This window comes from Sphingomonas japonica (assembly GCF_006346325.1).
Lineage (GTDB): Bacteria > Pseudomonadota > Alphaproteobacteria > Sphingomonadales > Sphingomonadaceae > Sphingomonas > Sphingomonas japonica.
The window spans coordinates 751,701-774,309 of the sequence record NZ_VDYR01000001.1 but is presented as its reverse complement, the minus strand read 5'-3'; the positions used below and the strand labels follow the sequence as shown (position 1 = coordinate 774,309).

Here is a 22,609-nt window from a genome sequence, read left to right as displayed (position 1 = left end):
TCATTGCGCCGCCGGGGCGTCGTGCCCGATCAGTTCGCGTCCGATCAGCATGCGGCGGATCTCGTTCGTCCCCGCGCCGATGTCGAGCAGCTTGGCGTCGCGCAGGAAGCGTTCGACCGGCCAATCCTTGGTATAGCCCGCTCCGCCCAGCGCCTGCACCGCCTCGCCCGCGACCTTGAACGCGTTCTCGCTGGCGAACAGGATCGCGCCCGCGGCGTCGAACCGCGTCGTCCGGCCGGCGTCACACGACTTCGCCACCGCGTAGACATAGGCGCGGGCCGAATTGAGCGCGACATACATGTCGGCCACCTTGGCCTGCATCAGCTGGAAACTGCCGATCGGCTTGCCGAACTGCTTGCGCTCGCGAAGATAGGGCACGACGACGTCGAGGCAGGCCTGCATGATGCCGAGCTGGATGCCAGCGAGCACGGTGCGCTCGTAATCGAGGCCGGACATCAGAACGCCGACACCGCCATTTTCCGGGCCCATGACGTTCGCATCGGGCACTTCGCAATCGTCGAACACCAGTTCGGAGGTCGGCGAACCGCGCATTCCCATCTTGTCGATCTTCTGCCCGATCGAAAAGCCGGGCATGCCGCGTTCGATCAGGAAGGTCGTGATGCCGCGACTTCCCTCGCCGGTCTTGGCGTATACCACCAACGTGTCGGCATACGCGGCGTTGGTGATCCAGAACTTGGTGCCATTGAGGACATAGCCGCCCTGCACGCGCGTCGCCTTGAGCTTCATCGAAACGACATCGGAACCCGCGCCGGCCTCCGACATCGCCAGCGATCCGACATGCTCGCCGGAGATGAGCTTTGGCAGGTACTTTGCCTTCTGCTCGGGGCTGGCCCAGCGGGCGATCTGGTTGATGCACAGGTTGGAGTGGGCGCCATAGCTCAGGCCAATCGATGCCGAGGCGCGGCTCACTTCCTCGCACGCGATGACGTGCTCGAGATAGCCGAGGCCAAGGCCGCCATCGGTCTCGGCGACGGTGATGCCGTGCAAGCCGAGTTCGCCCATCGCGGACCATAGTTCGTCACGCGGGAACCAGTCGTCGGCGTCGATGCGGGTCGCGAGCGGCGCGATCCGGTCAGTCGCGAAACGCCGGGTCGTGTCGCGGATCATGTCCGCATTCTCGCCGAGCGCGAAGTCGAAATCGGGGGTCATGGCCTCTCCAAAGGGGCATATTTTGGCGCGACACTAACGCCGGGCGCGAGCGAGGCAAGCGGTGCGGATGTCGAAGCAAATCGACTTGCCACAATATTATTATATCGATATTTCCGGATATATGGATTCATTGGACGCAATGGATGCGCTCGGAGCGCTGGCCCAACCGACCCGGCTGGACGCGTTCCGTCTGCTGGTCCGGCACAGCCCGCACGGACTGGCGGCGGGACGAGCCGCCGAATTGCTCAAGGTGCCGCAGAACAGCTTGTCGAGCCACCTGGCGATCCTGCAGCGGGCGGGACTGGTCGCTTCGACCCGCGAAGGCCGCTCGATCCTGTTTCGTGCGCGACTGGATCGTGTCGCCGATCTCGTGACGTTCCTGCTCAAGGATTGCTGCGCTGGCGACAGCTCGCTGTGTGCGCCGATCGTCGCCGAACTTTCCAATTGCCGAGGACAGCCATGATCCCCGACATCATCGTCTATCACAACCCGGATTGCGGGACGTCGCGCAACGTCGTGGGGTTCATCCGCGCGGCCGGCATCGAACCGCATATCGTCGAGTATCTCAAGACTCCGCCGACCCGCGCTCTACTGATCGCTCTGATCGAACGCGCTGGAATGCGTCCGCGCGACCTGCTGCGTGAGAAAGGTACACCCTATGCCGAGCTTGGGTTGGACGACCCGAGCCTTGACGACACCGCGCTGATCGATGCGATGATGGCACATTCGATCCTCATCAACCGCCCCCTGGTGGTGGCGCCGCTGGGCGTGAAGCTGTGCCGCCCGTCCGAAACCGTGCTGCCGCTCATCCCCCGGGCATGACCGCGCCGAAACCCGAGCGGCTGTCGTTCCTCGACCGCTGGCTGACGCTGTGGATCCTGCTGGCGATGGCGTCCGGCATCGCGCTGGGCACGCTGATTCCCGGCCTGCCGCAGTCGATCGATGCGATGTCGGTTGGCACCACCAACGTGCCGATCGCGATCGGATTGATCGCGATGATGTACCCGCCACTCGCGCGCGTGCGATACGAAGAATTGCCGCGCGTGTTCGACGACCGCCGCGTGCTGGCGCTATCGCTGGTGCAGAACTGGCTGATCGGGCCGGTGCTGATGTTCGCGTTGGCAGTGATCTTCCTGCGCAACGAGCCCGGCTACATGACCGGGCTTGTCCTGATCGGCCTGGCGCGGTGCATTGCGATGGTGCTGGTGTGGAATCAGCTTGCCAGGGGCGACAATCAATATGTCGCAGCGCTGGTCGCGTTCAATTCGCTGTTCCAGATCCTTTTTTTCAGCGTCTATGCCTGGCTGTTCCTGACGGTATTGCCGCCGCTGTTCGGGGTCGAGGGCGGCGTTCTTGACGTTGGTATCGGAACGATAGCGCAGGCGGTGCTGGTCTATCTCGGTATCCCGTTTGCCGCCGGCTATCTGACGCGCCGCATCCTCGTCGCGCAGAAGGGAGAGGATTGGTACGAGCGCCGCTTCCTGCCGCGCATCGGGCCGATCACGCTGATCGCGCTGTTGTTCACCATCGCGGCGATGTTTACGCTCAAAGGCGGCGATGTCGTCGCGCTGCCGTTCGACGCGCTGCGCATCGCGGTGCCGCTTGCGCTGTACTTCGTGATCCAGTTCGGCGTCAGCTTCTGGATGGGCAAGGTGATCGCGGCCGATTATCCGAGGACCACCGCCATCGCATTCACCGCGTCTGGCAATAATTTCGAACTGGCGATCGCGGTGGCCATCGCCGCGTACGGGCTCGCATCGCCGGTGGCGTTCGCCGCCGTGCCGGTATTGCTGGCGCTGGTCCATGTCGCGCTTCGGCTCGGGCGACGCTGGTTCCCGGAGACCGTAGCATGACCCGATTGCGCGAATTGCCCGATCCCGATCACCTGCCCGCGCTCGACCGTGCGTTCGCGCATCGGCATCCGGCGAGTGGACTTGAGACGGACCTGCCCCCGCCCCGCATTCTGCTGCTATACGGCAGTTTGCGCGACCGCAGCTATTCGCGGCTGTGCATCGAGGAAGCAGCGCGCCTGCTCCACTTCTTCGGGGCGGAAACCCGTATCTTCGATCCCGCCGACCTGCCGCTTCCCGATCGGGTGGCGGGCGATGACCACCCGGCGGTCGCCGAACTGCGCGAGCACGCGATGTGGTCGGAGGGGCAGGTCTGGTGCAGCCCCGAGCGCCACGGCGCGATTTCCAGCGTGCTCAAGGCACAGATCGACCATCTGCCGCTCGATATGGGCGGGATGCGCCCGACGCAGGGTCGCACGCTGGCGGTGATGCAGGTCTCGGGCGGATCGCAGTCGTTCAACGCGGTGAACACGCTGCGGCTGCTGGGGCGCTGGATGCGGATGGTGACGATCCCCAATCAGTCGAGCGTCGCCAAGGCGTTCGACGAGTTCGACGTGGCCGGACGAATGCGGCCTTCACCCTATTACGACCGCATCGTCGACGTGATGGAGGAACTGGTCCGCTTCACGGTGCTACTGCGACCGCATGGCGAAGTTCTGACGGATCGCTATTCCGAGCGCAAGGCAGCGGGTATTGCGATCGATGCGGCTCGGGACCTCTCCGCAATCGCGACGTCGCGCCCCGATTGACTAAGCCGCAGGCTTTCCATAAGGGGAGCGACAGCAAGGGCCGTCCGTCGGGGCGGCTTTTTACGTTATGACAGTTTCGAGGAATGAACGATGAAGCGGACCTTTCAGCCGAGCAACCTCGTGCGTGCACGTCGTCACGGCTTCCGCACGCGGATGGCGACGCCGGGCGGGCGCAACATCATCCGCAAGCGCCGGGCGCAGGGCCGCAAGAAACTCTCGGCCTGACACGCCTTAAAAAGCGTAGCGACTTCCTCGCGGCGAACAGCGGACGGCGGGCGCCGATGCCCGGTTTCGTCCTGCTGATGCGGCCGCGCGATGATGCCGATCCGCGAATGCGGGTCGGCTTTACCGTTTCCAAGAAAGTCGGCAATGCCGTCGTTCGCAACCGCATGAAGCGGCGGCTGCGCGCGCTGGCCGACGAATTGCTGCCGGGCGCCGGCCAACCGGGGGCGGACCATGTGCTGATCGGCCGCAAAGGCGGTATCGAGCGCGAGTACTGCCTGTTGCGGGCGGAACTGGACAAGGCGCTGGCCAAGGTGCGGCGATGATCGCGCGCCTGTTCATCCTAGTCGCCCGCGGCTGGCAGGTCGGGCCGTCGCGGGCGCTTCCGTCCACTTGCCGCTACGCGCCCTCCTGTTCGGCCTATGCAATCGAGGCGGTGGGCCGCTATGGGGCTGCCAAGGGCGGCTGGCTCGCGCTTCGACGCATCGTCCGCTGCCATCCCTGGGGCGGGCACGGCTATGACCCCGTTCCCTGATGCCCAAGCCTGAGGATTTCCGGTGAAAGACGAACAGAAGAACTTTCTGCTTTTCGCGCTGCTTGCGGCCGCGATCCTGTTCGGCTGGCCGTACCTAGCGGGCACGTTCTTCCCGACCGCCAATCCCCCCGCGACGAGGATCGAGCAGGGCAAGTCCGAGGCGATCCCTGCCCCGTCGGCCGACCCGACTGCCGATTCGCCGGCCGCGGTGCGCAGCCGCGCCGTGGTGCTCGCCGAAACGCCGCGTATCCGTATCGACACGCCGACGCTGTCGGGATCGATCAACCTACGCGGGCCGCGGATCGACGACCTGATCCTCAAGAAATATGACGAGACGGTCGCCGACAATTCGGCGCCGATCCGACTGCTGTCGCCGTCGGGCGCGCCCGATGCGTATTTCGCCGGCTTCGGCTGGCGCGATACCGGGTTGCAGGCGCCCGGACCCGACACGGTGTGGCGCGCGACCGGCGACGTTCTCGCGCCCGGCAAGCCCGTCATCCTCGACGCGGCCAATGCGGCGGGCCAGCGCTTCCGCATCGAACTGGCGGTCGACGACCAATATATGTTCACCATCAAGCAGACCGTCGCCAACGCTGGCGGCCAGCCGGTGACGGTCGCGCCCTACGCGCTGGTCAATCGCAGCGGCGTATTCCACGACAAGGACAGCTGGACGATCCATATCGGGCCGATGTCGGTCGCCAACGGCGTCGCCAATTACGACACCGATTTCGACGAGCTCGACGAAGCGCCCGAGACGTTCGATTCGACCGGCGGCTGGCTCGGCTTTACCGACAAATACTGGCTGACCGCGCTGATCCCCGATCAGGGCAAGGACATGGCCGGGCAGTTCCGCTCGGGCGCGAATGGCGCTTATCAGGCGGATTATACCGTCCAGCCGCAGCAGCTCGCCGCCGGGTCTGCGGTCACGCACACTTCGCGCTTCTTTGCGGGTGCCAAGGAAGTCCGGGCGATCGACGATTACGAGGCCAATCTGGGCATCGCGCAGTTCGACAAGGCGATCGACTGGGGATGGTTCCGGATCATCGAGAAGCCGATCTTCTATTATCTCGACTGGGTGTTCCGGATGGTCAACAATTTCGGGCTGGCGATCATCCTGCTGACGCTCACGGTACGCCTCATCATGTTCCCGATCGCGCAGAAGCAATTCGCGTCGATGGCGGGGATGCGCGCGGTGCAGCCCAAGCTCAAGGCGCTGCAGGAGCGGTACAAGGACGACAAGCCCCGCCTGCAGCAGGAGATGATGAAGCTCTACAAGGACGAGAAGGTCAATCCGCTTGCCGGATGCCTGCCCATGCTGCTGCAGATTCCTATCTTCTATGCGCTGTACAAGGTGCTGATGCTGACCATCGAGATGCGGCACCAGCCGTTCATCCTGTGGATCAAGGACCTGTCGGCGCCCGATCCGCTGACGCCGATCAACCTGTTCGGGCTGCTGCCGTTCACACCGCCGAGCTTCATCGCGATCGGCGTGTTCCCGATCCTGCTCGGCATCTCGATGTATTTCCAGTTCAAGCTCAACCCGCAGCCGACCGATGACGTGCAGAAGCAGGTGTTTGCGATCATGCCGTGGGTGCTGATGTTCGTGATGGCACCATTCGCGGTCGGGTTGCAGGTGTATTGGATCACCACCAACGTGCTGACGATCGCGCAGCAGCAATGGCTATATTCGAAGCATCCCGCGCTCAGGCAGGCCCCGGCGAAATGAGCGAGCCGCGCTTCGACGACGCCTTGATCGAGACCGCCCGCAAGGCATTCGCCGGTCGCGTCGAGTTCCTGAAATCGGCGCCGACGCTGGAATATCTGCCTGATCCGAGCGTCCCCGAAGTGGCGTTCGCGGGCCGCTCGAACGTGGGCAAGTCGTCGCTGCTCAATGCGCTGACCAATCGCAGCAATCTGGCGCGGACGTCGAACACGCCAGGGCGGACGCAGGAGCTCAATTTCTTCGAGGTCGGCGATCCGCTGACGCTACGGCTGGTCGATATGCCGGGATACGGCTTTGCCAAGGCGCCCAAGGACGTCGTCAAGAAATGGCGCTTCCTGATCAATGATTTCCTGCGCGGACGGCAGGTGCTCAAGCGCGCGCTGGTGCTGATCGACGCGCGGCACGGCATCAAGGACGTCGATCGCGATATCCTCAAGATGCTCGACGATGCCGCGGTCAGCTATCGCATCGTCCTGACCAAGGCCGACAAGATCAAGGCGAGCGATCTTGCCGACGTGACGGCACGCACCGAGGAGGAAGCGCGCAAGCGCCCCGCCGCGCATCCCGACATAATCGCGACGTCGAGCGAAAAGGGCATGGGGATCGCCGAATTGCGCGCGGCGGTTCTCGAAGCGATCGGGTAGCGCCTTTTCCCAAAGAACCCGTCGGTTTCGAGCGAAGCCGGGAAGCTGCCAAGCGGTACCCAGCCCCGTTTCTCGACATTGCTCCAAACCGACGGATCAGGGGGTCGACGACCCGACACTCCATAGCAGTTGCCCGGTACGCGCGGCCCCGCTACCCCCTTGCCCATGCTCAAGCTCATCATCGGCAACAAGGCCTATTCCTCCTGGTCGCTGCGTGGCTGGCTCGCCTGCAAGCAGTCGGGCCTGCCGTTCGAGGAGGTGGTCGTCCCGCTATACGACCAGAATTGGGAAAAGCGGCGCGAAGGCGACGAATTCGCGCCCTCGTCGGGCAAGGTGCCGATCCTGTGGGACGGCGACGACGTCGTGGTGTGGGACAGCCTGGCGATCATCGAATATTGCAACGAGAAATCGGGCGGCACGCGCTTCTGGCCCGAACAGCCGGCGGCGCGCGCGATGGCGCGTTCGATGGCGGCGGAAATGCATTCGGGGTTCGCGGCACTGCGCCGCAAGCACAGCATGAACATCCGCCAGGTCTATCCGCCAAAGCGCCCCGACGACGACGTGCTCGCCGAACTGACGCGGATCATGGAGCTTTGGGCACAGGCACGCGCGCGCTTCGGCGGTGGCGGCGACTTCCTGTTCGGCCAGTTCGGCGCGGCCGACATCATGTTCGCGCCGGTGGTGACGCGCATCATCACCTACTCGCTGCCGATCCCGCGCTTCGCCCCCGCCTATATGCACGCGGTGATCAGCCATCCGTGGATGCAGGACTGGATCGCGGGCGCGCAGGAAGAGGACTGGGTGCTCGAACAATATGAGCAGGCGTCGGTCTAGCCCGGCGGGGCTATTGCGTGTGCTCGTGCACGATGATGCGGTCGCGTCGTTCGACCAGACCGTTATATTCGGCGACAAGCGCCATCGCCTTTTCCTTGCTGCCCTGCTGCTTTGTCAGCGCATTCAGCCATTTGGCTTCGTCCGGCGTCGTGCTGTAGCCCAGATCCTCGATCCCGCCGGATAGCGGAAAGATCGTGATCTCGTCCCATTCGCCACTCTGCGGGTGCAGCGTGACCGGCATGGGTATCCCGGCAGCCTTTGCGGACGGCACGAAATGGTCCTTGATGATCGCGAAGGCGCGATCGCCGGACCCCGGCTTGAACTTCACCATCTCGACCGTCTTGTATCGAACATTCTCCGTTCGCTCGGCCTTCATGTCCTGCGCTGCGGCTGGCAATGCCGCGACAGCAAGGCAGCATACGGCCGCATCCCGCGCTAACGTCCACTTGCTCATCGATTCCCCCCTTCGAATGCGAATGTCGCGATTCGGCGATACGCCTTTTCGCGATCTGCCGATTGGACGGATGCGACACATGGCGGTGGGGAGACGCTTGTGTCGCGACGGCACTTCGCTGAAGGCTGTGCCATGACTGTTTCTCATCCGCTCGACCCCGTGACGCTGGCTCGCGACCTGCTGGCCGCCGAGAGCGTGACCCCGGCGCGGGGGCGCGTGTTCGACGTACTCGAAGCGGCACTGGGAGCCATCGGCTTCTCGGTCGATCGCTTCGTGAGCGGCGTTGCGCCCGACGGACCGGTCGAAAACCTGCTGGCGCTGCGGGAGGGAAGCGGCCCGCATTTCGCCTTTGCCGGACATCTCGACGTGGTGCCGCCGGGCGACGGGTGGACCAGCGATGCGTTCGCACCGGAAGTGCGCGGCGGGATGCTGTACGGCCGCGGCGCGGTCGATATGAAGGGTGCGATCGCGGCATGCGCCGCGGCATGCGCCGAGGTGCCGGGGGGCACCGTCAGCATGTTGATCACCGGCGACGAGGAAGGGCCGGCCGTCCACGGCACGCGTGCGCTGATCGAACGCATGGAGCAGCGCGGGGTGAAGCCGCAGCTCTGCATCGTCGGCGAACCGACGTCGGCGGCGCGGCTGGGCGACATGATCAAGATTGGGCGGCGCGGATCGGTCAATATCTGGATCGACGTTCCCGGGCGGCAGGGCCACGTCGCCTATCCGCATCTGACCGACAATCCGATTCGTAGGCTGGTCGCCATCCTGGCGGAGATCGACGCGATCCTCCTCGACGCCGGTAGTGACTGGTTCCAACCATCGAATATCGAGGTCACCGATCTGACCGTCGGCAATCCGGCGCATAACGTCATCCCTGCCAAAGCCTCGGCGCGGCTGAGCATCCGTTTCAACGACCTTCAGAGCGGAGACGCGCTGGTCGCTCGGGTCGCGGAGATCGCCGAGCGGCATGCCCCTGGCGCGATCGTCGCCGGCAAGGTTTCGGGCGAGGCGTTCCTCACTCCGCCGGGTCCGCTGTCGACGCTGGTCGCCGGCGCGATCGAGGACGTGCTGGGGGTCACGCCCGAGCTGTCGACGACCGGCGGAACATCGGACGCGCGCTTTCTGTCGAAGCTGTGTCCGGTGGTCGAATTCGGGCTGATCAACGCGACGATGCACAAGATCGACGAAGCGGTCGCACTCGAAGACCTGCGCGCGCTGACCTCGGTCTATGCCGAGATCCTGCGCCGGGTGGCATCGCAGCCACCGGCCTAGTCGCGCAGCCGGCGCAGCACGATGTACAACGCCCCCGCGCCGCCGTGGCGCGGATGGGCGCCGCGTACCGCGGCGATGCGGTCGGCATGGCGCGATCCGGCCAGCCAGTCGCCGACGGCTGCACGGATCGCCCCGCGGGCATAGGGGCGCTCCGCTTCTGGGCGCGGCGGCTTACCGGTGACGAGCAGCAGCACACGGTCGCCGCGCGCGATAGCACGGTCGAGCCCCGCGTCGAGGTTGCTGTGTGCCGACGCCAGCGTATGACCGTGCAGGTCCACCATGCTCTCCGGCGCGACGAGCCCTCGTGCGAGCTTGCGATCCCAGCTGCGGTCAAGCGTGGTTCCGGGGAGCTTTGGCGGAATGCCGATGCGGCGGGTGGGGATGACGGCAGGCGGCAGGGCAACCGCGGGCTTCGGCACCGACTTGCCCGGAGCCGGATCGACGGGAGCGGCGACCGGGCGCCTGGGATCGATCGGACGCGCGCTTGCCATCACGCGAGCCCAGAGCGCGGCTTCTTCCGGGCTGAGCGGACGGCGGGTCATTAACGTGCTCTCCCTGCCCGACACCCTGAATGCGCTGGTTTCGAGCGAAGTCGAGAGACGCCGCACCGAATTCGCCGAGGTTTCACGGCTTCGTTCGAAACGATCCGAGCGATCGTTATCGCACCCCAAGCCGCGCCAGCGTACCCCTGGGCAGCAACAGCCACGACGTGCCCCGCGCCGACATTCCGCCGGCAATGGCGCGCGCATCGTCGCCTGCGCCCCAGAAGGTGTCGAAGCGGTTGGCACCCTTGATCGCGCCACCGGTATCCTGCGCCACCCATAGTCCGGTCGCGTCCGCGCGATCCATCGACAGGAACACCGGCGCACCGAGCGGGATGAATGCCGGGTCGGCGGCGACCGTGCCCAGCGGCGTAACCGGCAGGCCGAGGGCGCCCAGCGGCCCCGCCCCGGTCAGTTCGCGAAAGAACACCCAGCTCTTGTTCTCGCGCATGATCGCCGCGCCCTGCACCGGATCGGCACGCAGCGCGGCCATGATCCCCTGCATCGACGCCTGTCCGGGGGCGAGCAGCCCGCGTTCCTTCATCAGTGCGCCGATGCCGGTATAGGCGCGGCCATTCTGGCCGGCATAGCCGATCCGCATCACGCCGCCGTCGGGCAACCGCAGCCTGCCTGATCCCTGCACCTGCAGGAAGAACAGCTCGACCGGGTCGGCAGCCCAGGCGATCTCCAGGCCGCGGCCTTCAAGCGCACCCTGTTCGATCGCGGTGCGGTCGAAATAGGGCACGAACTTCGCATCGGCGACTCGGCCGCGCACTTTCTTGCCCTTGAGATCGTCGGAGAACAGGCCGAGATCAGCCTCGACCAGATCGCCCGGGACGCCGTAGATCGGTACCTCATAGCCCGAGCGGCGCGTACGCGATCCGCGGATCTCGGGTTCGTAATAGCCGGTCGCAAAGGCCCTGCCCTCGCCGACCTGGACGGTTTCGAACCAGCGGGTGAAGAAGCCACGCGCGTCACCCGCTCCCGCGGCGGCGTCACACGCCGGCTTCCAGTCGGCGCCGCGTGTCAGCCCGCTGGCGTCGGTGCGTCGCTGCAGCGTCGGGCAACTAAGGCGAAATGCGTCGAGCGCCCGCGCGGCTGCGGCATCGTCGATCGGCAAGCTGTCGATAGCGGGACCGGCCACCAGTCCAGCGGTTGCGGCGCTGGTCCCCGGCAACGCCCGCGCGGGCATCGGCGCGATCGGAGTAGAGGGAGTCGGCTGGCGCACCGCGACCGGCGTATCGAGCGAAGCGTCGAGCCTCGGCGGCGTCCCCGCCCCTACCGGCCGCGGAACAATCGCATTCGAACACGCGCCGAGCAGCGCCGCGAGCGCCAATCCCCCCAATAGTCGCATCGGCGTCAGGCCTCGTCGGTCTCGGTTAGCTTCCAATTGGGGTCGTCGCTGCGCAGCGGCCGCGCAAAGGTCCACACGTCGTGCGTCTCGACCGCATCGGTCATCGACCCGGCCACGACATTGCCTTCGGCGTCGCGCGTGACCGCCGCGATATCGGCATCGAAACGCACCGTGATCCGTGCCTGTCCGCCGTCGACGGCGATATCAGAGACCTGTGCCTGTTCGATCGTCACCAGTCGGTTGTCGAGGACATGCCCGGCCGCCTCCCGCTCGTCGATCGCCCGGCCGAACGCGTCGCGCACATCGGCTTCGACCAGCCAGTCGAGCGTTTCGCGATCGCCCTTCCAGAATGCCTCAAGGATCATGCGATATGCGCTTTTCGATCCCTCGACGAACTGGCCAAGGTCGAACGATGGATCTGCCGCCACCAGCTTGCGAAGACCCGGTTCTGCGCCCGCATCGACCGCTCGGGCCGCGGCGTCGCGCGGTTCGGGAGCGACATCGACGGTGCGCTGCGAGGCAGGGACGCCGATCCGCTCGTCGGCGGCCTTTGGAAGCGGCTGCTCATGCCCGGTGCGCTTGCCGAGCACAGAATACAGCCGCAGCGCCAGAAAGCCTGCCACCATCGCGAGAAGAATTACGTAAAGCACCCTGCCTCCGGCAAAAATCATCGACGCCAACATAGGCACAAGCGCGCAGACATTCAAACGCGCAGGCGGCAGCGCACGAGATGATGCAGGCTGCCCGACGTTGAACTGGCAAACGCCGCCTGCTAGGCGCGGCGGCTTGACCGGCCGGTGACACCGACACAGCCCACCGGCATTTTCGTTTCCGAGCAAGAGGGACTGTCGATGACCGATGCCGACAATGGCGCCACCCCGAATTCCAACCAGAATTCGGGCGGGGCCGATGCAATGGCCAATGGCGAGGATACCGCGCCGATGGCGAGTGTGATCACGCAATATGTGAAGGACTTCTCGTTCGAGAATCCCAACGCCCCCGCGGTCTATCAGGCGACCGGAACGCCCAAGCTCGACGTCCAGTTCAACATCGGTGCGAACCGCATTGGCCCCGACATCCACGAGGTGGTGCTCAAGATCGAAGCGCGCGGCGAGGTCGAGGGGCAGGTCATGTACCTCGTCGATCTGAGCTATGCCGGGCTGTTCGGGCTGCGCAACATTCCCGACGACCAGCTCCAGCCGTTCCTGCTCGCCGAAGCGCCGCGCATGCTGTTCCCGTTCGCGCGCCGGGTGCTCGCCGACGCCGTGCGCGACGGGGGCTTCCCGCCGCTGCTGCTTGAGCCGATCGATTTCGCGCAGCTCTATTTCCAGCAGGCACAGGGGGGTGCGCAGCCCGAAGCGGGTCAGCTGCCCGAAGGCTTTGGCCAAGCCTGATCCCGGCCGGGGGGCGCTAGGGTGAAACTCGTCAAGGCGCTGGGATCGGTAGGCGGGCTGACGCTCGCCAGCCGTATTCTGGCGCTGGCCCGCGACGCGCTGCAGGCCACCTATGTCGGCGCCGGATTCGCATCCGATGCGTTTCTGGTCGCGTTCCGCCTCCCCAACATGTTCCGCGCCTTCTTTGCCGAGGGCGCGTTTTCGGCTGCGTTCGTGCCGATGTTCAGCCGCAAGGTCGGCGAAGCCGGCGGCGACGTGTCGGTCGGGTTGCGCTTCGCCGAAGCCGCGCTGGCGGTGCTGTTTCCGATCCTGGTGGTGTTCACCGCAGTGATGATCGCTGCGGCTTGGCCCGTGACGCTGGCGTTGTCGGGCGGGTTCGACAATCCGACCGCGGCGCAGTTCGACTTTGCGGTGCTGCTGTCGCGCATCACCATGCCGTATCTGATGCTGATGTCGCTGGTGGCGTTGCTGGGCGGCATCCTCAATTCGGTCGAGCGCTACTGGGTCAACGCTGCCGCGCCGATCCTGCTCAACGTGGCGATGGTCACCGCGCTGCTGTGGTTCCACGGCACGCCGGAGGAGACTGCGCGGGTACAGGCGATCTCCGTCACGGTCGGCGGTGTGCTGCAACTGCTGTGGATGATCGCCGGGTGCCGCATGGCGGGGATCTCGCTCCGCCTGCGTATGCCCAAGATCGACGCCGACATGCGCCAGTTGCTCAGGCTGATCCTGCCCGCCGCGGTCGGGGCCGGGGCGATGCAGATCAACCTGGCGGTATCGACCGCGCTGGCCGGCGGTCTGCTGAGCGCCGGGTCGATCTCGTACATCTATTATGCCGACCGGCTGAACCAGTTGCCGCTGGGGCTGATCGGCATCGGGCTGGGCACGATCCTGCTGCCGACGATCGCGCGGCAGCTGGGCGGCGGGCGCGATGCCGAAGCGATCGAGACCCAGAACCGCGGCGTCGAACTCGCGCTGCTGCTGACGCTGCCCGCGATGGTGGCTTTTCTCGCCTGCGCGGTGCCGATCGTCCGGGGACTGTTCGAGCATGGTGCATTCACGCCCGCCGACACATTGGCGTCGGCACAGGCGCTTGCGGTCTTCTCGCTCGGCCTGCCTGCCTATGTCCTGATCAAGGTTCTGACGCCCGGTTTCTACGCGCGCGAGGATACGCGCACGCCGGTGCGGTTCGCGATGATCTCGGTCGCGGTCAACCTGATCGGTAATCTCGCGCTGATCCCGACCATCGGCCATATCGGGCCGCCGCTGGCGACCGCGGTGTCGGCGTGGGTCAACATGATCCTGCTCTATCGCACGCTGCGCGGCCGTGGGCATTTCGCAGGGGATGCGCGGTTGAAGCGGCGGCTGCCGCGACTGGCGCTGGCGGCCGTGGTGATGGGAGCGGTGCTGGTTCTGCTGACCCCGTTGTTCGATCCGTATTTGCGCGGCAACCTGGTCGAATCGCTACTGCCGCTGATCGTGCTGGTCGGCAGCGGCACGCTCCTCTACGCCATCGCGTGCTTCGCCACCGGCGCGTTCCGCCTCGCCGACCTCAAGGCGCTCCGGCGCCGTTCATCGTGAAGAGAGAGCCCATGCGTATCGTCTCCGGCATCCAGACCACCGGCAATCTCCACCTTGGCAACTATCTAGGTGCGATCAAGCAGTGGGTGGCGATGCAGGACGCCTTGGCACCGGGCGAAGATGCGTTCTTCTTTCTCGCCGACCTGCATGCGCTGACGGTGACGCTCGACCCTAAGCTGCTTGCCGACACCACGATCGAGATGGCCGCGACATTGCTCGCGGCGGGCATCGACCAGGACAGGGCCGTGCTGTTCAATCAGGCGCGCGTGCCCGAGCATAGCGAGCTGTGCTGGATCCTGGGCGGCACGGCGCGGATGGGCTGGCTGAACCGCATGACGCAGTGGAAGGACAAGGCCGGCAAGAACCGAGAAGGTGCGAGTGTCGGACTGTTCACCTATCCGGTACTGCAGGCGGCCGACGTGCTGGTCTACCGCGCAACGCATGTGCCGGTGGGCGAGGACCAGAAGCAGCATCTCGAGCTGGCACGCGACATCGCCACCAAGTTCAACACCGACTTCGAGGTCGATTTGTTCCCCCTACCCGCGCCGTTGGTGTCGCAAGCGGCGCCGCGGATCATGAGCCTGCGTGACGGGACGGCGAAGATGTCCAAGTCCGATCCATCGGACATGAGCCGCATCAACCTGATCGATGCCGACGATGCGATCGCGCAGAAGTTTCGCAAGGCGCGCACCGACGCGGAACCGCTGCCCGACAGCTTCGATGCGCTGGGCGAGCGGGTCGAGGCGCGCAACCTGGTGACGGTCTACGCGGCACTTGCCGACCGGTCGCCGCAATCGGTGGTCGAGGAGTTTGCCGGGCAAGGTTTCGGCAGCTTCAAGCCAGCCCTCGCCGACCTCGCGATCGCCGTGCTGGGGCCGATCCGCGAGCGGCTGGTGCGGTTGCTGGACGATCGAACGATGGTCGGGGCGGAACTCGCCAAGGGTGCAGCGAAGGCGCGGGCGGTGGCGGCGCCCACGCTGCGCGCGGCGCAGGAGGCCGTGGGGTTGCAGGTTTAGAGCGCGATCCTGCACACATTTCACAGCATGGCTCGACTTCGCTCGACACGAACGGGAGCGCTTCAATCGCGTAGAATTAGTGGTTGAGCCACGTCCGTATCCCCCAGGCGACAACCCCCAGCACCGCGACGCTCATCGCCCAGATCGCGGCCATCCAGGCGAGCCGCTTCGACAGCGGCCCCGGCGCGTCCCCCTGCATCAATGATAGCCCGACGCATCGACCTTGCCGCGGAATACCCAATAGGCGAACGCGGTGTAGACGAGGATGACCGGGATCAGCACCCCGGCGCCGACCAGCATGAACCACTGGCTTGCCTCCGGCGCGGCGGCGTCCCAGATCGTTACCTGATCGGGAACGATGTACGGAAACATACTGATGCCCAGCCCGATGAAGCTCATGAGGAACAGCGCCAGTGCCAGCAGGAACGGCCTGCCCTCCCGCTTCTTCCTCAGCGAGCGCTGATAGGCGAAGGCGATGATCGCGGTCAGGATCGGCACCTGCGCGGTCAGCAGGATGGCGGGGTAGTCTAGCCACTTGGCACGATATTCGAAGTCCAGCGTCAGCGTCATCAGGCTGACGGCGACGATCGCTGCCAGCGTCGCGGGGAACAGCCTGCGCGCGAGGCGATAGGCATGCTCCTGCGCACGGCCGTCGGTCTTCCAGATCAGCCACGTCGCGCCGAGCAGGCCATAGCCGATCACCACGCTCACTCCGGTGAGCACGCTGAACGGTGTCAGCCAGTCGAGCCACGCCCCGCCATAGGCGCGGCCGTCGACGTCGATACCTTGCAGCAACGCGCCCAGCGCCACGCCTTGCGCGAACGCGGCCATCACCGATCCGGCGGTGAAGGCGAAATCCCACCAGCGGCGATGCCCGGGATCGCGCCAGCGAAACTCGAACGCGACGCCGCGGAACACCAGCGCGAGCAGCATCGCGATCAGCGGCGGGTACAGCGCCGGCAGGATGATCGCATAGGCCAGCGGGAACGCGGCGAACAATCCGCCGCCACCCAGCACCAGCCAGGTTTCGTTGCCGTCCCACACCGGCGCGATCGAGTTCATCGCCTTGTCGCGTTCCTCGCCGACATCGAATGCCGGAAACAGGATGCCGATGCCAAGGTCGAAGCCGTCCATCACGACATAGGCGAAGACCGCGAAGGCGATGATGAACGCCCAGACCGTGGCGAGATCGAAGTCATAGGTCATTCGGCGGGCACCATGCGCGGAGCCGCTTCGCCATGTCCGGCCCCCTGATGCGGACCGGGGGTGATGCCGGCGCTGCGGATCGGACCGTCATCGGCCAGGTCGTCCTCGTGCTGCTGCACGCCCTTGCCCATCAGCTTGAGGATGTACCAGGTGCCGAAACCGAACACGGCGAAATAGACGATGACGAAGGCGATCAGCGATGCGCCGACCGCAGGCGCGGCGAGCGGCGACGCGCTTTGCGCGGTGGTGAGGAAGCCATAGACGGTGAATGGCTGGCGCCCGACTTCGGTGGTGATCCATCCGGCAATCACCGCGACAAAGCCCGACGGCGCCATCGCCACCGCCGCGCGGTGCAGCCACGGCCATTCGTACAGCCGTCCGCGCAGCCGTGCCAGCAGGCTCCATACGCCCAGCGCCAGCATCGCCATGCCGATCCCCACCATGATCCGGAACGACCAGAACACGATCCATACCGGCGGTTCGCGATCGTCGGGCACGGTATCGAGCCCGGCCAGCGGGGCGTCGGGATCGTGCTTGAGGATCAGCGACGACGCCTTGGGAATCTCGATCGCGTAATCGACGCGCTTCTCGGCGGGGTTTGGAATACCGAACAGGATCAGGGGTGCGCCGTTGGGATGGCTCTCATAATGGCCTTCCATCGCCATGACCTTGGCAGGCTGATGCTCGAGCGTGTTGAGGCCGTGGAAGTCGCCGGCGACGATCTGGATCGGCGCGACGATCGCCGCCATCCACATCGCCATCGAGAACATCTTGCGCGCACCGACGATCGACGGATGGTCGCCATCGCCTTTGGTGGCGGGAGGATCGTCGGCATCGGTATCTGCGGCGCCCTTGCCTGCTCGCGCACGCAGCAGATGCCATGCCCCTACCCCGCCGACGACCAGCGCCGTCGTCAGATAGGCAGCGATGACCGTATGCACGAGACGATAGGGGAAGCTGGGGTTGAATATCACGTCGAACCACGATCCCGCGACGACGAACTGGCCATCGTCGTTGATCGCGAAGCCGGTCGGCGTGTGCATCCAGCTGTTGACGCTGAGAATCCAGAAGGCGGAAATGAAGGTGCCCAGCGCGACCATGCAGGTGGCAGCGAAGTGCAGCTTCCTCCCGACCTTGTTCATCCCGAAGAGCATCACGCCGAGAAAGCCCGCTTCCAGGAAGAAGGCGGTAAGCACTTCATAGGCCATTAGCGGGCCGATCACCGGCCCGGCCTTGTCCGAGAATACCGACCAGTTGGTGCCGAACTGGTACGACATGACGATGCCCGAAACGACGCCCATCGCGAACGCGACCGCGAAGATCTTCACCCAGAAGCGAAACAGGTCGAGGTAGAGCGCCTTGCCGGTGCGCAGCCACAGACCCTCCAGCACCATCAGATAGCTGGCGAGCCCGATCGAAAAGGCGGGGAAGATGAAATGAAAGCTGACGGTGAACGCGAACTGGATGCGCGCGAGCACAAGGGCGTCGAAACCGTCGAACATGTCAGACTCCGCAGGCGGTCATTTCCCCCGGGATCGAGGGAGGTTCGCTTGAACGGTGTCCGGTCTTATCTTCCGCGCTATCGGTCGCGCCCCGTGGCCGGCTCCGCAGTGCCCGTCATATGGTGCAGTGCGACACAAAACTCAACCGACGATCCGCGATTTGGCGGATCGGTTCAACCTGGGACGATCAGCGCTGGCCCGGCATGGGCGGTGTGCCTGCGCCGGACGTGCCGCCGGGAAGCTGCTGCTGCAATTGCTGCTGCATCTGCGTCTGGCGAAGGAGGGCTTCCGACACGAAATCTACCATCTCGACATCGAATACCAGCACCGAATTGCCGGGAATGACATCGCGTCCGGTCTGCGGATCGGTCTGCGGATCGGCGCCATAGGCCAGTTCGGGCTTGATCCAGAACCGATACTTTGAACCCTTCGGCATCAGCTTCAGACCCTCGCCGAACCCCGGCACCACCTGCTTGGGCGACATCGGCGTGGGCTGCTGGCTGGCGTCGAACGGCGTCCCATCGCGCAGCGATCCGGCGTAATTGACTAGGGTGATGTCGGTATCGGTGGGTGTCGCCCCATCGCCGGCTTCGATCACCCGGTATTGAAGGCCCGACGCCGTGGTCTCTACCCCCGGCTGCCCAGCATTCCAGGCGAGGAACTGTGCGTTGTCGCCCTGCCTGGCGACCACCGCCGCGGTGCCCGTCACCGCCAGCAAAACCGCCGCGACCGCCGCGACGAGGATGCCGATCCACAGCCAGACGACATAGCCCCGCTTGGTGGGCGCGATTGGAACGGCAGTTACCGACATCGAACGCTACTCGCTAAAGGCAGAAAAGACGTGAGGGTTTGCCGCTGAGAAAGGCACCCTGGCATGCGGGACGCAAAGCCGCCCGGACCGGGCGGCTTGCTGAATCACCGGGCGCCGTCACGCTCCATGCGCTTACGCTCCATCTTGCGCGCGCGGCGGACCGCAGCGGCACGCTCGCGAGCCCGCTTCTCGCTGGGCTTCTCATAATGCCGGCGCAGCTTCATCTCGCGATACACGCCTTCGCGCTGCAACTTCTTCTTCAGCGCGCGGAGAGCCTGGTCGACATTATTGTCGCGAACGATGATCTGCATGAGGGCGAGAAACTCCAGTCGAAAGATCGTAAAAACCAAAACGCCGCAGGCATTGCCCGCAGCGTGACGTGGCGCATGTACCAGCGCATTTACCGTGTGACAAGGGGAATGCCCGCCCCTTGGATCGGGGCGGGCATGCCAGACGACGATCAGCCTGGGCTGTCGACGCCGTCGTCCTCGTCATCGCTGCCATCGACCGCGATGTAGATCCCGCCAGCGACAATCGCCGCAGCTGCGATGGCTGGAACGACGGCTTCACCGCCCAGTGCGCTCTTCTTGCGCAGCGTCGTGGCCGAGCGGACACCCGATGTCGGAGCCGACTGGTTGGCCGACGGCAGTGCCGAAGCCGAGCGCGTCTGCTGCGCCGATGCCACCGCTACGGTCGAGCCGAGCAGCCCCGCGATCATGGCGGCGCGCAGGATTGTGGTTTTGTGGGTCATCATCGAACTCCCTGATGAACTGTAAGCCAACTCCCGAGCCGCCCTTCCCGACGGTCAAAAGCTTAAAAACGCCGGGACCGCTGCCCGATCCCGACGCCTCACCATAACTCACCGCATTTGGAAATCGATCCCTGCTGCCGACAATTTGATCCGGCCTATCAATCGTTTCGTCGTTTTTTGTTGCGATGCGGCAATTGAGCCACAGCTGAGCGAACCCGAGGATCATCGATCGCCTGAAACAAATCGAGCAATCGCCGTCCCCAGCTCGCGCTCGACCACGGCGCTCATATGCCCGCCCGACACCTCGACCAATTCCGCAATGGGCAGCCGGGCGGCGAGCGCAGCGTGGCTGCCATTATCGGCATCGTCGCGACCGGCGAGCACCAGTACCGGCTGCCGGATCGCTGCGATCCGCTCGATGGGGGTATCGACGAAGGTGTCGAGAATGCCGAGCAGTGCCTGGGGATCGCCTTTGGTGGTCTTCAGGAACGCCTCGGCCATCCATTCCGGCGTACCCCGCTCGAAACTTCCAAGATTGGTCAGAATGTTACGGAAATGGCCGGCACGCGCCTGGGTGTCAAGCAAGCCCTCCAGGCCCATTCCCGCCAGGACGACCCGGCGCGGCGGCGGCGCGATACCGCGATCGAGCATGCGCACCACCGTCCGCGCGCCGAGCGAATAGCCGCCGAGATCATAGTCCTCGATGCCAAGCGCTGCGATCAGCGCTTCGCCATCCATTGCCAGCGCATCGGCCGGATAGGCGGCCGCATCGTGCGGACGGGCGCTCTCGCCATGCGCTCGAAGGTCCGGCAGGATCACCCGGAAACCCGCCGCAGCGATCGTCTCGGCATGGCCGTATCGGATCCAGTTGGTCCGTGCGTCCGAAAAATAGCCGTGGAGCAGCACCACCGGCCGCCCCTCCCCGACTTCATGATAGACCAGCGGCGCGCCGTCAAACCCGGCATAGCCGTGCGTCTCAATCGGGCGGCTTGCCGCAGGCGTCGATCCAGCGCTGGACGACATTCGCATTCTCCTCACTTCGTATCCGCGGCAGCGTGCGCGTATCGATCGACGCCTCGTGCATGCTCTCGGTCGCATAATGCCGAACCGGGCGAAACGCCGAAGGGTCATCGAAGCTCCCGACGGTCAAGTCCATGGCGTCGCTGTCGGGAAAGGCAAAGCCCAGCGGCGTCCCGCAAGCCGAGCAGAACGGCCGCCGAGCGATCAGCGAAGACCGGTACCAGTCTGGCTCGTGCTGCCAGGTGAGCGCCGCCTTGGCGACGCTCTTGAACGCGATCGAGACGCCGCCGGTCGCCCGCTGGCACATGCGGCAGTGGCAAAGATAGGCGTCGTGATCCTCGATCCGCACGCTGTAGCGGATACGCCCGCATTGGCAGCCACCGGCCTTTTCCTCCATCAACCTGGCCTCCCTTTGCCGCACCGCGTCATGATCGCTGGAAATCGATAAGCGTGCTTATTATATCCCACCACATGTCCGAGAGCCTAGCCTTCCTGATCAGCGATGTCTCGCGCCTGATGCGCCGCCGCTTCGACGAGCGCGCGCAGCGGATCGGCGTCACTCGCGCGCAGTGGCGCACCCTCAGCATGCTTAAGCGCCATCACGGCATCCATCAGGGCGGCCTTGCCGAACTGCTTGAAGTGGAGCCGATCACCGCGTGCCGGATGATCGACCGGCTTGAGGAGGCAGGGTTGGTCGAACGCCGCCGCGATCCCTCAGATCGCCGCACCTGGCGCTTGCATCTTACCGACAAGGCGCAGCCGCTGCTGGCACAATTGCGCACATTGGCCGACGCCTTGCAGGATGAAGCGCTGGGCAGCATCGGTCCCGCCGATCGCGATGCACTGGCCGCGCGGCTGGAGACGATCCGCCGCAACCTGACACCCGCCGAGATAGACGACAAAGAGACCGCCCATGGCTGACGCAGATCCCCAGCTCCACCCTGAAACCCGCGCTGAGGCCGAACCCATTGTCGTCGCCCGCAAGCGCCGATGGCTGCGCCCAGCGTTGATGTTCGGCGTGCCGTTGATCGTGCTGGCGATCGCCGGATGGCTGTGGGCCACGTCGGGGCGCACCGTTTCGACGGACAATGCCTATGTCCAGCAGGACAAGGTATCGGTGTCGGCCGAAGTGGCGGGGCGGATCGTCGAGGTCTCCGTCACCGAGAACCAGGAAGTTGCAGCGGGCGACCTGCTGTTCCGCATCGACCCCGAACCCTATCGCATTGCCGTCGCCGACGCCGACGCCGCGATCGCCGGAGCGCAGGTCCAGCTTGGCACGCAGCGGGCGAGCTATCAGGGCACCGGCGCCGACATCGCTGCGGCACGCGACCAGATCAGCGCAGCGCAGCAGGATTATGACCGCCAGGCCGAGCTGATGCAGCGCGGCTTCACCACGCGCGCGCGGTTGCAGCAGTCCGAACACGCGCTGGAACAGGCACGCGCCGCGCTCGCAAACGCCAATGCCGACGCTGCCGAGGCACGCGCCGCGCTTGCCACCGGGGCCGCCGTGCCCGGCCAGAACCCGGCGATCGCGGCGGCCCGGGTCAAGCGCGAGAAAGCGCTGCTCGACCTTGCCCGCACCGAAGTGCGCGCGCCCGTCGCCGGCACGATCGCCCAGTCCGATCGGCTGCAACGCGGCCAAATGATGATGGCGGGGCTGCCCGCGGTAACAGTGGTTGCCGACGGCAGGTCGTGGGTAGAGGCCAATTTCAAGGAAACCGACCTCGACCACATGCGCGTCGGACAGAAAGCGGAGATCGGCTTCGACGCCTATCCCGAGCTCAAGCTCAAGGGTCATGTCGCCTCGATCGGCGCGGGCACCGGTTCCGAATTCTCGGTACTCCCGGCGCAGAACGCCAATGGCAACTGGGTCAAGGTGACGCAGCGCGTACCGGTGCGGATCGCGATCGACGGCAAGAGCCCGCGGCCGATGATCGCCGGGCTGACCGCCGACGTGACGGTCGACATCCGCTGAC

General features: G+C 65.5%; 29 protein-coding genes. 16 read left to right on the top strand and 13 right to left on the bottom strand.

Features of this window, described 5'->3' with window-relative positions; translation table 11 throughout:
• On the bottom strand, positions 1–1,170 hold the full coding sequence (locus tag FHY50_RS03785) for an isovaleryl-CoA dehydrogenase (protein WP_140047046.1): 1,170 nt from the start codon (positions 1,168–1,170) through the stop codon (positions 1–3).
• Between the two features lie 121 nt (positions 1,171–1,291).
• Here FHY50_RS03785 and FHY50_RS03780 point away from each other — a divergent pair, with 121 nt between their 5' ends.
• The 10 genes from FHY50_RS03780 to FHY50_RS03735 all read left to right on the top strand — a co-directional run bounded on the left by FHY50_RS03780 (position 1,292) and on the right by FHY50_RS03735 (position 7,727).
• The gene (locus FHY50_RS03780) at positions 1,292–1,633 is read left to right on the top strand and encodes an ArsR/SmtB family transcription factor (protein WP_140231028.1); all 342 of its coding nucleotides are present in this window, start codon (positions 1,292–1,294) and stop codon (positions 1,631–1,633) included.
• Complete coding sequence (gene arsC, locus FHY50_RS03775; RefSeq protein WP_140047045.1) at positions 1,630–1,992, top strand: arsenate reductase (glutaredoxin); 363 nt, start codon at positions 1,630–1,632, stop codon at positions 1,990–1,992. The genes FHY50_RS03780 and arsC overlap by 4 nt, the downstream gene beginning before the upstream one ends.
• Complete coding sequence (arsB, locus tag FHY50_RS03770) at positions 1,989–3,023, top strand: ACR3 family arsenite efflux transporter (protein ID WP_140047043.1); 1,035 nt, start codon at positions 1,989–1,991, stop codon at positions 3,021–3,023. The genes arsC and arsB overlap by 4 nt, the downstream gene beginning before the upstream one ends.
• On the top strand, positions 3,020–3,769 hold the full coding sequence (arsH, locus tag FHY50_RS03765) for an arsenical resistance protein ArsH (RefSeq protein ID WP_140047041.1): 750 nt from the start codon (positions 3,020–3,022) through the stop codon (positions 3,767–3,769). Before arsB ends, arsH begins: the two co-directional genes overlap by 4 nt.
• Before the next feature lie 90 nt (positions 3,770–3,859).
• Entirely contained in the window at positions 3,860–3,994 is a 135-nt protein-coding gene (gene rpmH, locus FHY50_RS03760; RefSeq protein WP_140231026.1) for a 50S ribosomal protein L34, read from the top strand.
• Positions 3,995–4,050: 56 nt separating this feature from the next.
• Complete coding sequence (gene rnpA / locus FHY50_RS03755) at positions 4,051–4,317, top strand: ribonuclease P protein component (RefSeq protein WP_243846717.1); 267 nt, start codon at positions 4,051–4,053, stop codon at positions 4,315–4,317.
• Positions 4,314–4,526 (top strand): membrane protein insertion efficiency factor YidD, encoded by a 213-nt coding sequence (yidD, locus tag FHY50_RS03750; protein ID WP_140047040.1) that lies wholly within the window; start codon positions 4,314–4,316, stop codon positions 4,524–4,526. The genes rnpA and yidD overlap by 4 nt, the downstream gene beginning before the upstream one ends.
• A 22-nt stretch (positions 4,527–4,548) precedes the next feature.
• Positions 4,549–6,252 (top strand): membrane protein insertase YidC, encoded by a 1,704-nt coding sequence (yidC, locus tag FHY50_RS03745; protein WP_140047038.1) that lies wholly within the window; start codon positions 4,549–4,551, stop codon positions 6,250–6,252.
• On the top strand, positions 6,249–6,893 hold the full coding sequence (gene yihA / locus FHY50_RS03740) for a ribosome biogenesis GTP-binding protein YihA/YsxC (protein WP_140047036.1): 645 nt from the start codon (positions 6,249–6,251) through the stop codon (positions 6,891–6,893). Before yidC ends, yihA begins: the two co-directional genes overlap by 4 nt.
• Before the next feature lie 165 nt (positions 6,894–7,058).
• Positions 7,059–7,727: a glutathione S-transferase gene (locus tag FHY50_RS03735; protein WP_140047035.1), complete on the top strand. Its 669-nt coding sequence runs from the start codon at positions 7,059–7,061 to the stop codon at positions 7,725–7,727.
• A 10-nt stretch (positions 7,728–7,737) separates the two neighbouring features.
• On the opposite strand, the gene FHY50_RS03730 is transcribed toward FHY50_RS03735, so the two are convergent.
• Entirely contained in the window at positions 7,738–8,181 is a 444-nt protein-coding gene (locus FHY50_RS03730) for a hypothetical protein (protein ID WP_140047033.1), read from the bottom strand.
• 132 nt (positions 8,182–8,313) lie between these two features.
• Between FHY50_RS03730 and dapE the strand changes: the two genes are divergently transcribed.
• Entirely contained in the window at positions 8,314–9,456 is a 1,143-nt protein-coding gene (gene dapE / locus FHY50_RS03725) for a succinyl-diaminopimelate desuccinylase (protein ID WP_140047031.1), read from the top strand.
• On the opposite strand, the gene FHY50_RS03720 is transcribed toward dapE, so the two are convergent.
• The 3 genes from FHY50_RS03720 to FHY50_RS03710 form a co-directional block, all read right to left on the bottom strand.
• Positions 9,453–9,998 carry a Smr/MutS family protein gene (locus FHY50_RS03720; RefSeq protein WP_140047029.1) on the bottom strand — a complete coding sequence of 182 codons (546 nt, stop codon included), beginning with the start codon at positions 9,996–9,998 and terminating at the stop codon, positions 9,453–9,455. The genes dapE and FHY50_RS03720 overlap by 4 nt on opposite strands.
• 115 nt (positions 9,999–10,113) lie before the next feature.
• Positions 10,114–11,352 (bottom strand): murein transglycosylase A, encoded by a 1,239-nt coding sequence (gene mltA, locus FHY50_RS03715; RefSeq protein WP_140047028.1) that lies wholly within the window; start codon positions 11,350–11,352, stop codon positions 10,114–10,116.
• A gap of 5 nt (positions 11,353–11,357) precedes the next feature.
• Positions 11,358–12,023 carry a Tim44/TimA family putative adaptor protein gene (locus FHY50_RS03710; RefSeq protein ID WP_140047026.1) on the bottom strand — a complete coding sequence of 222 codons (666 nt, stop codon included), beginning with the start codon at positions 12,021–12,023 and terminating at the stop codon, positions 11,358–11,360.
• A 180-nt stretch (positions 12,024–12,203) separates the two neighbouring features.
• Between FHY50_RS03710 and secB the strand changes: the two genes are divergently transcribed.
• Genes secB through trpS form a run of 3 tightly spaced genes read left to right on the top strand, consistent with a single transcriptional unit; the run spans position 12,204 to position 15,343 of the window.
• Positions 12,204–12,746 (top strand): protein-export chaperone SecB, encoded by a 543-nt coding sequence (secB, locus tag FHY50_RS03705; RefSeq protein WP_140047025.1) that lies wholly within the window; start codon positions 12,204–12,206, stop codon positions 12,744–12,746.
• A gap of 21 nt (positions 12,747–12,767) precedes the next feature.
• Complete coding sequence (gene murJ, locus FHY50_RS03700; RefSeq protein WP_140047023.1) at positions 12,768–14,327, top strand: murein biosynthesis integral membrane protein MurJ; 1,560 nt, start codon at positions 12,768–12,770, stop codon at positions 14,325–14,327.
• A gap of 11 nt (positions 14,328–14,338) precedes the next feature.
• On the top strand, positions 14,339–15,343 hold the full coding sequence (trpS, locus tag FHY50_RS03695) for a tryptophan--tRNA ligase (RefSeq protein WP_140047022.1): 1,005 nt from the start codon (positions 14,339–14,341) through the stop codon (positions 15,341–15,343).
• A gap of 76 nt (positions 15,344–15,419) precedes the next feature.
• On the opposite strand, the gene FHY50_RS03690 is transcribed toward trpS, so the two are convergent.
• The 8 genes from FHY50_RS03690 to FHY50_RS03655 form a co-directional block, all read right to left on the bottom strand.
• Positions 15,420–15,542 (bottom strand): DUF2474 domain-containing protein, encoded by a 123-nt coding sequence (locus FHY50_RS03690; RefSeq protein ID WP_140047020.1) that lies wholly within the window; start codon positions 15,540–15,542, stop codon positions 15,420–15,422.
• Complete coding sequence (gene cydB / locus FHY50_RS03685; RefSeq protein WP_140047018.1) at positions 15,542–16,549, bottom strand: cytochrome d ubiquinol oxidase subunit II; 1,008 nt, start codon at positions 16,547–16,549, stop codon at positions 15,542–15,544. Before cydB ends, FHY50_RS03690 begins: the two co-directional genes overlap by 1 nt.
• Entirely contained in the window at positions 16,546–18,051 is a 1,506-nt protein-coding gene (locus FHY50_RS03680; RefSeq protein ID WP_140047017.1) for a cytochrome ubiquinol oxidase subunit I, read from the bottom strand. The genes cydB and FHY50_RS03680 overlap by 4 nt, the downstream gene beginning before the upstream one ends.
• Before the next feature lie 187 nt (positions 18,052–18,238).
• On the bottom strand, positions 18,239–18,862 hold the full coding sequence (locus FHY50_RS03675; protein WP_140047015.1) for an FKBP-type peptidyl-prolyl cis-trans isomerase: 624 nt from the start codon (positions 18,860–18,862) through the stop codon (positions 18,239–18,241).
• Between the two features lie 104 nt (positions 18,863–18,966).
• Positions 18,967–19,173 carry a 30S ribosomal protein S21 gene (rpsU, locus tag FHY50_RS03670; RefSeq protein WP_140047014.1) on the bottom strand — a complete coding sequence of 69 codons (207 nt, stop codon included), beginning with the start codon at positions 19,171–19,173 and terminating at the stop codon, positions 18,967–18,969.
• 149 nt (positions 19,174–19,322) lie between these two features.
• Positions 19,323–19,616 carry a hypothetical protein gene (locus tag FHY50_RS03665; protein WP_140047012.1) on the bottom strand — a complete coding sequence of 98 codons (294 nt, stop codon included), beginning with the start codon at positions 19,614–19,616 and terminating at the stop codon, positions 19,323–19,325.
• Positions 19,617–19,835: 219 nt separating this feature from the next.
• Positions 19,836–20,636, bottom strand: a complete 801-nt coding sequence (locus FHY50_RS03660) for an alpha/beta fold hydrolase (RefSeq protein WP_140047011.1) — start codon at positions 20,634–20,636, stop codon at positions 19,836–19,838.
• Positions 20,590–21,033, bottom strand: a complete 444-nt coding sequence (locus FHY50_RS03655; protein WP_140047009.1) for a GFA family protein — start codon at positions 21,031–21,033, stop codon at positions 20,590–20,592. Before FHY50_RS03655 ends, FHY50_RS03660 begins: the two co-directional genes overlap by 47 nt.
• Before the next feature lie 71 nt (positions 21,034–21,104).
• Between FHY50_RS03655 and FHY50_RS03650 the strand changes: the two genes are divergently transcribed.
• Positions 21,105–21,554, top strand: coding sequence for a MarR family winged helix-turn-helix transcriptional regulator (locus FHY50_RS03650; protein ID WP_140047008.1), 450 nt, complete (start codon positions 21,105–21,107; stop codon positions 21,552–21,554).
• Positions 21,547–22,608: an HlyD family secretion protein gene (locus FHY50_RS03645; protein ID WP_140047006.1), complete on the top strand. Its 1,062-nt coding sequence runs from the start codon at positions 21,547–21,549 to the stop codon at positions 22,606–22,608. The genes FHY50_RS03650 and FHY50_RS03645 overlap by 8 nt, the downstream gene beginning before the upstream one ends.
• The last annotated feature ends 1 nt before the right edge of the window (position 22,609 follow it).